This is a genomic window from Cellulosimicrobium sp. GQ32 (assembly GCF_059758455.1).
The window spans coordinates 98,481-106,852 of the sequence record NZ_JCAXEP010000015.1 but is presented as its reverse complement, the minus strand read 5'-3'; the positions used below and the strand labels follow the sequence as shown (position 1 = coordinate 106,852).

At 75.3% G+C, this 8,372-nt stretch carries 7 protein-coding genes; 1 reads left to right on the top strand and 6 read right to left on the bottom strand.

Annotated elements, in window-relative coordinates:
- Positions 1 to 74: 74 nt before the first annotated feature.
- The 5 genes from AC6CH9_RS19355 to AC6CH9_RS19335 all read right to left on the bottom strand — a co-directional run bounded on the left by AC6CH9_RS19355 (position 75) and on the right by AC6CH9_RS19335 (position 5,555).
- Positions 75 to 1,046: an alpha/beta hydrolase gene (locus AC6CH9_RS19355; protein ID WP_498156338.1), complete on the bottom strand. Its 972-nt coding sequence runs from the start codon at positions 1,044 to 1,046 to the stop codon at positions 75 to 77.
- Positions 1,043 to 2,002, bottom strand: a complete 960-nt coding sequence (locus AC6CH9_RS19350) for a zinc-binding dehydrogenase (RefSeq protein ID WP_498156337.1) — start codon at positions 2,000 to 2,002, stop codon at positions 1,043 to 1,045. The genes AC6CH9_RS19355 and AC6CH9_RS19350 overlap by 4 nt, the downstream gene beginning before the upstream one ends.
- 75 nt (positions 2,003 to 2,077) lie before the next feature.
- A complete protein-coding gene (locus tag AC6CH9_RS19345) occupies positions 2,078 to 2,788 on the bottom strand; it encodes a maleylpyruvate isomerase N-terminal domain-containing protein (protein ID WP_498156336.1) in 711 nt (236 codons plus the stop codon).
- Positions 2,789 to 2,859: 71 nt separating this feature from the next.
- Complete coding sequence (gene metX, locus AC6CH9_RS19340; protein WP_498156335.1) at positions 2,860 to 4,107, bottom strand: homoserine O-acetyltransferase MetX; 1,248 nt, start codon at positions 4,105 to 4,107, stop codon at positions 2,860 to 2,862.
- Between the two features lie 110 nt (positions 4,108 to 4,217).
- Positions 4,218 to 5,555 (bottom strand): bifunctional o-acetylhomoserine/o-acetylserine sulfhydrylase, encoded by a 1,338-nt coding sequence (locus tag AC6CH9_RS19335; RefSeq protein ID WP_498156334.1) that lies wholly within the window; start codon positions 5,553 to 5,555, stop codon positions 4,218 to 4,220.
- A 378-nt stretch (positions 5,556 to 5,933) separates the two neighbouring features.
- Between AC6CH9_RS19335 and AC6CH9_RS19330 the strand changes: the two genes are divergently transcribed.
- Positions 5,934 to 7,361 carry a C40 family peptidase gene (locus tag AC6CH9_RS19330; RefSeq protein ID WP_498156333.1) on the top strand — a complete coding sequence of 476 codons (1,428 nt, stop codon included), beginning with the start codon at positions 5,934 to 5,936 and terminating at the stop codon, positions 7,359 to 7,361.
- On the opposite strand, the gene AC6CH9_RS19325 is transcribed toward AC6CH9_RS19330, so the two are convergent.
- Positions 7,343 to 8,368 (bottom strand): SDR family NAD(P)-dependent oxidoreductase, encoded by a 1,026-nt coding sequence (locus tag AC6CH9_RS19325; RefSeq protein WP_498156332.1) that lies wholly within the window; start codon positions 8,366 to 8,368, stop codon positions 7,343 to 7,345. The two genes, AC6CH9_RS19330 and AC6CH9_RS19325, sit on opposite strands and share 19 nt — an antisense overlap.
- Positions 8,369 to 8,372: the final 4 nt, after the last annotated feature.

Sequence of the window (8,372 nt, the reverse complement as noted above, 5' to 3'; positions counted from 1 at the left end):
TGCGTGCTCCGAGGTCTTGCGTCACCCTGCCGGAGCATCACGGGTCGTGCGCAGAGGCGCTCCCCAAGGAGCGCTCAGGCCCAGCCATAGGCGGCCGACCAGCGCACGATCTCCGCGAAGAACCGGGCGCGCGGCGCGGGCGCCGAGAGCGAGAGGTCGTGCATCCCGTCGGGGATCCTGACGATCGTGACGACCCGCCCCAGGTGCGCGGCGCGGCGGGCCAGCGGCTCGACGTCGAGCACGATGTCGGCGGAACGCATGTCCTCGGACCAGCGGGTGCTGAACAGCGACTTCTCGGCGAGGAGCACGAGCACGGGGCAGTCGATGGCGAGTCCGGCTGCGACGCGGGCGTGGCCCGAGATGACCGCACGCAGCCAGCCTGCGCGGACGGGGAACGACGGGACGGGGCGCCAGGCGTCGTCGATCACCCAGGCACCGTCGTCGCGGTCGCGCAGCGTCCGGGCGTAGTAGCCGGGGTCCACGTTCGGCAGCGGGGTGCGCGGCTGGAAGCGCGCGAGCTGCCGGATCGCGGGTCCTGAGACGGTGCGGGCGACCGACGACCCCTGGAGCTCGAGCCACGGACTGTTGAGCACGAGCCCCCGGACGACGCCCGGGTGCCGGTGGGCCCAGAGCGCCGCGACGAGCCCTCCGGTGGAGTGGCCCATGAGCATGATCGCGGCGTGCGCGCCGAGGTCCGCCCGGACGACGTCGAGCGCGGCGGCGATGTCGGCGTCGTACTCGGTGAGGTGGTCGGCGTACCCGGGCGTCTGGTGCGGGCGGAGGCTGCGCCCGTACTTGCGGAGGTCGACGGCGTAGAAGGCCGCGCCGAGCGCGCGCCAGGTCTCGGCGAGCTCGGTCTGGAAGAAGTAGTCGCTCCACCCGTGGACGTACAGCACCGCGCGCGCCGGCCGGATCGGCTCGTCGGTCGCCGGCGCATGGCGGACCACGGTCACGACGACCTCGCCCTCGTCGTCGGGCTCCAGCTCGACCGTGCACTGCTCGTACCCGGCGCCGAGGACGTCCGGACCCCAGCCCGACGACGTCACGGCGTGAGCACCACCTTGCCGAACTGCTCCCCGGTGGCGAGTCGCGCGAGGCCGTCGCGAGCCCGCGTCAGAGGCAGCACCTGGTCGACGACGGGCCGCACCTCGCTCCGCGCGAGGAACCGCAGCAGCGCCGCGAGGTCGTCGCGCGTCCCCATCGTGACGCCCTGGATCCGGATCTCGTGGAAGAAGACGCGGGTCAGCTCGGCGGGCGACGCGTCCCCGCTCGTGGCCCCGGCGACGACGACGGTGCCGCCCGGGCGGACCGCGCGCAGCGAGTGACGCCAGGTGGCCTGGCCGACGGTCTCCACGACGACGTCGACCGGCGCGGGCAGACGCGCCCCGTGCTCGAACGTCGCGGCCGCCCCGAGCCTCGCGGCGCCGGCGCGCTTGCCGGCGGAGCGGGAGGTCACCCACATCTCGAGCCCGGCGGCAGCGCCCAGGGCGACGGCCGCCGTCGCCACGCCGCCGCCCGCGCCCTGGACGAGCACGCGGTCCCCAGGCGCGGCACCACCGGCGGTGAAGAGCATGCGGTACGCCGTCAGCCAGGCCGTGGGCACGCAGGCGGCCTCGACGAACGTCAGCTCCGGGGGCTTGGGGACGAGGTTGTGGGTCGGGACGGCGACGCGTTCGGCGAGCGTGCCGGGGTAGCGCTCGGAGAGGAGCGACCGACGCTCGGTCGGCCCGACCCCGTGCCCGTCCGCCCCGATCACCGCGTGCACGACGACCTCGCTGCCGTCGGGCGCGACGCCCGCGGCGTCGGTCCCGAGGATCATGGGGAGCCGGTCCGCGGGCAGCCCGACCCCGCGCAGCGACCACAGGTCGTGGTGGTTGAGCGATGCGGCGCGCACGTCGACGGCGGTCCAGTGCTCGCGAGGCTCCGGTTCGGGACGGTCCCCGACGACCAGACCGGCCAAGGGATCGTCGGGGTCGAGGTGGTCGGCGTAGGCGGCGAGCATGCCCCCAACCTACGGTCCGGTACGCGCCGCAACCACGGGAGAGTGCGTGCCGCGCGTCACGGACCGGTGGAGCGGTCAGAGCAGCGGGAGCATGCGGCCGAGATCAGGGACCGCCTCGGAGGTGTGCACCGGCTCGAGAGCCCGCGCGAGCTCGTCGACGTCGTAGGGGACGCGGCCGCACGCGAGCCGCAGCCAGAGCCGGGGGTCGCGCACCTCGAGCGCCCAGCCACCGCGCGTGACGACGACGTGCAACAGCTCCGCCGCGACGGCGTCGAGCGCGTCGCGGTCCACCGGGTCGGTGACCACGCCCGGGAACGTGCGCGCGAGGTCGTCGGCGTGGACGACGAGCTCGAGGACCCGTGAGCGCACCATGTCCTGGAGCGTGATGGGGCCGCGGCGTGCCTGCACGACGTGCTGGTCGCAGAGCTCGTCGAGCCGGGCGAAGCCGGCTGCGGCGAAGGCCTGGACGTGCCCGAGGCGGTCGTCGGCGATCTCCGCGTCGAGGGCGCGTGTCGAGCGCTCGATCTCCTCCGCACGCTCCGGGTACGTACCGAGGTACTCCGCGAGCGTGAGCGGAATGGTGCCGGCGGGCACAGGCCCGCACAGCGCGAGGGTCTCCATGACGCGGCCGAGATGCGTGACCAGCTCGCCGACGGTCCAGCCATCGAGGACGCTCGCACGACCGGCGTCGTGGTCCAGCTCGCCCCCGAGGTCCCGGAGCCAGCGGTCGAGCCGCTCCCACTGGGTGCGCAGGTGCTGGGCCGCCTCGGTCACGTCGCTGTCCATCTCTTCATGGTCCCAGGACCGGGTGGGCACGCCCGTCACGGAGCCACCTCGTGGACAGGTCGGTCGGCGTGTCAGTCGCGGACGCGCGCCGGCTCGCCGAGGAAGTCCGCGACGATCGGGCCGAGCTGGTCGAACTCGATGAGGAACCCGTCGTGCCCGAAGTCGCTCGTCAGCGTGCGCAGCGGCTCGGCACCGGGAATCCCGGCCGCGATGCGCGCGCAGTCCGCGGGCAGGAAGAGCCGGTCCGTGTCGACCGCGACGACGAGCGCGTGCGCGGCGATCTGCGCGAGCGCCGCCTCGACCCCGCCGCGGTCGCGACCGAGGTCGTGCGTGAGCATCGACTCCGTGAGCACCACGTACGAGTTGGCGTCGAAGCGGCGCGCGAGCTTGTCGCCGTGGTGGTCGAGGTACGACTGCACGGCGTACCGGCCGTCGGTGAACGGGTCCTCGCCGCCCTGCGGGAGGCGGCCGAACCGCTCGTCGAGCTCGCGCGCGGACCGGTAGGTCGCGTGCGCGATCTGCCGCGCGATACCGAGCCCGACGTGCGGGCCGTCGCCGTCTGCGGCGTCGTAGTAGTCCCCGCCGCGGAACCCGGGGTCGGCGCGGACCGCGCCGAGCTGCGGGTGCGCCCAGGCGATCTGGTCGCCGGTCGTCTGCGCGGTCGTCGCGATCGCGGCGAGCGAGACGACGTCGACGCCCGCCTCCGGTCCGAGCAGCGCCCACTCGAGGACGCGGTGCCCACCCATCGAGGCGCCGACGACGAACGCCCACGACGTGATACCGAGAGACCGCGCGAGCTCGATCTCGACCGCGACCTGGTCGCGGGTCGTCACGCGCGGGAAGCGACTGCCCCAGGGCCGGCCGTCGGGGGCGGTCGACGCGGGGCCGGTGGTGCCCTGGCACCCGCCGAGCACGTTGGGCGCGACGACGAACCAGCGGTCGGTGTCGATCGGCGCGCCGGGCCCGACGAGCGACTCCCACCAGCCCGCGGTGGCGTGGCCCTCGCCCGCGGGGCCGCTCACGTGGGAGTCACCGGTGAGGGCGTGCAGCACGAGGACGGCGTTCGACCCGTCCGGTGCGAGCGTGCCCCACGTCTCGTACGCGACGCGGACGTCGGGCAGGCGAGCGCCGGACTCGAGGTCGAACGTGCCGACGTCGGCGAACTGCCGCCGCCCCACCGGGTCCCCGTCCCTCCAGGCGCCCGTCGCCGGGACCGGCGCCTTCACCCGCGCGCGCGACGGCGCGACGCCGCGCCCCGAGGCGTCCGCGCGCTGGTCGCGTCGGGCGTCGCGGGCGGGGGAGAGGAGGTCGTCGTTCACAGGGCTCACCGTCGGCCACTGTACGGCCGGGGCGCGCAGGGCGCCCCGGCTGTCCAGATCCGTCATCGCAGTCCTCGTCGTCGTTCTGCCGGGCGTGCGGGCGTCGTCTCTCAGGCGTCCAGCGACGACTTGGCGGCGGTGAACCCGAGCTCGAGGTCGGCGAGGATGTCGTCGACGTGCTCGATGCCGACGGCGAGGCGGACGAGGCCAGGCGTCACGCCGGACTTCGCCTGCTCCTCGGGGCTGAGCTGGGCGTGCGTGGTCGAGGCCGGGTGGATGACGAGCGAGCGCACGTCGCCGATGTTCGCGACGTTGGAGTGGAGCTGCAGCGCCGAGACGAAGGCCTGCCCCGCCTCGCTGCCGCCGTCGAGCTCGAACGCGAGCACCGCACCGGCGCCGCGCGGCAGGTACTTCTGCGCGTTGGCGTGCCACGGGCTCGACGCCAACCCCGCGTAGTGCACCGTGCGGACGTCGTCGCGCGCCTCGAGCCACTCGGCGACCTTCTGCGCGTTCGCGACGTGGCGCTCGACGCGCAGCGACAGCGTCTCGATGCCCTGGGCGATGAGGAACGCGTTGAACGGCGAGATGGCCGAGCCCAGGTCGCGCAGGAGCTGCACGCGCGCCTTGAGCACGTACGCGAGGTTGGCGCCGAGGATGCCGTCCACGCCCAGGTCGCGCGCGTAGACGAGGCCGTTGTACGACGGGTCGGGCGTGTTGTAGTTCGGGAACCGCTCCGGGTACGCCGCGTAGTCGAACGTGCCGCCGTCGACGATCACGCCGCCGATCGCGGAGCCGTGCCCGCCGAGGTACTTCGTCGCCGAGTGCACGACGACGTCCGCCCCGTGCTCGAGCGGCCGCAGGAGGTAGGGGGTCGCGACGGTGTTGTCGACGACCAGCGGCACGCCCACCTCGTGCGCGACCGCCGCGACGGCCTCGATGTCGAGGACGTCGGCCTGCGGGTTGGGGATCGTCTCGCCGAAGAACAGCTTCGTGTTCGGGCGCACGGCGTCGCGCCAGGCCTGCGGGTCGTGCGGGTCGGTGACGAACGTCGTCTCGACGCCGAGCTTGGCGAGCGAGTACTGCAGGAGGTTGTAGGTCCCCCCGTACAGGCTCGGGGAGGCGACGACGTGGTCGCCCGCCTCGGCGACGTTGAGGATCGCGAACGTCGTCGCGGCCTGCCCGGACGCGAGGAGGAGCGCGCCGACGCCGCCCTCGAGCGACGCGATGCGGTTCTCCACGACCTCCTGCGTCGGGTTGCCGATGCGCGTGTAGATGGGACCGAGGTCCTTGAGCGCGAAGCGGTCGGCGGCCACCGACGCGTCGGGGAAGACGAACGACGTGGTCTGGTAGATCGGCAGCGCGCGGGCGCCGGTCGTCGGGTCGGCGGTCTGGCCGGCGTGGACCTGGCGCGTCTCGAAGGACCAGGCGGGGGCGTTCTCGGTGCTCATGGTGCTCTCCTACGGGGTGGTGGGGTGGGACGACGGCGCACGGCGCGCCGGGCGGACGGGTGCCGTGGGAGACGAGGAGGCGGAAGGCCGGCCGTCGACCGCGGCGAGGGGCGCACACGGGACGGGATCGCCACGGCGAGGACGTCGTCGACGACGGCTCGCGGGCAGGCGAACGTGTGCTGGGGTCAGCGACACATTCGACGGAACATGCTGGTGAGGCTAGGCCCGATCCGCGCTGTCCGACAGGGGTGTCTCGCGATGCGAGACCACATCCTGAGAAGGTCGACGTCGCTCCGATGGCGCATCGCGGACCTTCTGGGCAGACTCGTGCGGGTGCTGTCAACGGGACACGCCGAGCGACCGGCCGGAGGAGGAGCGATGGACGACGCGCCGTCGACGCACGCCGCCCGCCCGGAGCTGCACGGGGCAGCGCGACGTCGCCCGGCCACCGGGCCCCGCCGGCTCGCGTCCGCGACCGCGGCGGGCCTGCTCGCGCTCGTGCTCGGCGTCGGGCTCGCGCCCTCCGCGTCGTCCGAGCCGCCGTCGGACGACGACGTCCGCGCGGCGCGCGAGGCCGCGGACGGCGCCGCCCGGGACGTCGAGTCCGTCGAGCGCGAGCTGGCGTCGCTGCGCGACCGGCAGTCCACCGCCGAGGCGGCCGTCGAGACCGCTGCGGAGGAGTACGCGGCCGCGCAGGACGCGCTCGCTGCGGCCGACGCGGAGGTCCGAGACGCGCAGGCGGCGCTGACGACGGCCCGGACCGGCGAGTCGGACGCGCGCGCCGCGGTGGGTGCGCTCTTCCGTGCGTCCCGGCAGGGCTCCACGGACCTCGACGCGTTGCGCGCCGTCCTCGACGCGGACGGGGTGGGACAGGTCGTCGAGCGGGAGAACGCCGAGCGCGTCGCCGGCCGGACCGCGGGCCGCGCGGTCGACGCGCACGCGACGGCGCGCGCCGTCGCCGACACCGCCCGTGCCCGCGCCGACGCGGCGCTCGCGCACCAGGGCGAGGTCGAGGACCGTGCGCGGGACGCGCTCGCCGCCGCGCAGGTCTCGTCCGACGCGCTCGACGACGCGGTGCAGGAGTCCGCGACCCGGCGGGAGACGCTCCTCGCCGAGCTCGCCCGCGCGCGGGCCACGAGCGTCGACGTCGAGCGCCGGCGCCAGGACGCCCTCGACGCGCAGGCCGCGAGCGAGCGCGAGGCCGCGGCCCGCGCGCGCGTCGAGACCCCGGCGGCGGGGACGTCGTCGGGCGCGCCCGTGGTGCCCCCGACGAGCAGCCCCGCACCCGCGAACCCGGCGCCCGACCCGGCGCCGGCACCCGCACCGGCCCCGGAACCCCCACCCGCGCCGAACCCCGCACCCGCGCCGAACCCGGCACCCGCGCCGACGCCCGGCCCGCCGCCGGTCGTCACGCCGCCCCCGGGAACGGGCGTCGGCAGCGCGGCGCAGGGCCGGGCCGCCGTCGCGTGGGCGCGCACCAAGATCGGCGCCCCGTACGTGTTCGGCGGTACCGGACCGGGCTACGACTGCTCGGGCCTCACGTCGCGTGCGTGGGCCGCGGCGGGCGTCGACATCACGCGCACGTCGCGCTCGCAGTACCAGCGCGTGCAGAAGATCTCCTACGACCGGATCCGCCCGGGCGACCTCATCTTCTACGCGAACGACACCGCGAACCCGTCGACCATCCGCCACGTCGCCATGTACACCGGGAACGGCAGGATGATCGAGGCCCGCCAGCCCGGCAGCCCCGTGCACGAGGTCGCGATGCGCTGGGCCGACGCGATGCCCTACGCCGGGCGTCCCTGACGGTCGGCCGCCCGGGCGCCGTGGTGGTCAGGTGCGGGCGTGCCGGACGCGACGGGGAGGTCGACCCCGACGAGCTCCTCGAGGTGGCGCCACACGGAGGCGACGTCCTGCGGTGCGGGCGAGGCGGTGAGCACCCCGGGCCGCACCCGGACGGGCAGGCCGCGCCGGCCGTTCGCCGGAGCGTAGAGCTCGCTGCCGCGTGCGCCCGGGTCGGTGAGCGCCCGCACCGCCGACCATGCTGCGGCGTCCTTGCCCTGAGCCCAGGGCGTGTAGGGGTTGGGCCGCGCCGGGACGCTCGCGTCGCGGATCCCGGGGCGGTGCGGCGTGCGGGCGTCCACCCCGACGCCGGGCCGGGAGACGAGGGTCTCCGTCGGCGCACCCGCCGAGCGCAGCCGCCGGTCGAGCTCGAACGCGAAGACCTCGGTCACGGCCTTCGCCCGGGTGTACGCGACGACGCCGGACCGCGAGGTCGGCAGTGCGTCGACGACAGGTCGCCGGAGCCGGTCTACGAAGCCCGACGACGTGTGGACGACGCGCGTGCGCACGTCGTGGCGTGCTCCGGTGCGGAGGAGGGCGGGCAGGGTGTGCGCCACGAGAGCCGCGTTGGCGACGACGTGCGTGCCCGCGAGCAGCGGGAGGCCGTCCACCGTGCGGTCCCGCGCGCGCATCGCCATCGAGCCGCCGTTGAGCAGGAGGCCGTCGAGCCGGTCGAGCGCGGCCAGCTCCGCTCCGGCGTCGCGTACCGAGGCCAGGGACGACAGGTCGACGACGGCGCTGCCCAGCGACGCCCCGGGGACCTGCTCACGGATCGCGGTCGCCGCGATCTCGAGGCGCTCGGGCGACCGGCCGGCCAGCACGACGTGGGCGCCGGCCGCGGCGAGCTGCTCGGCGGCGAAGTAGCCGATGCCCGCCGTCGCACCCGTGACCACCAGGGTGCGCCCGCTCTGGTCGGGCAGGTCGCCCGGGTCCCACGCGGTGAGGGTGTCGTTCTCAATTGGATAGTCCATCCGG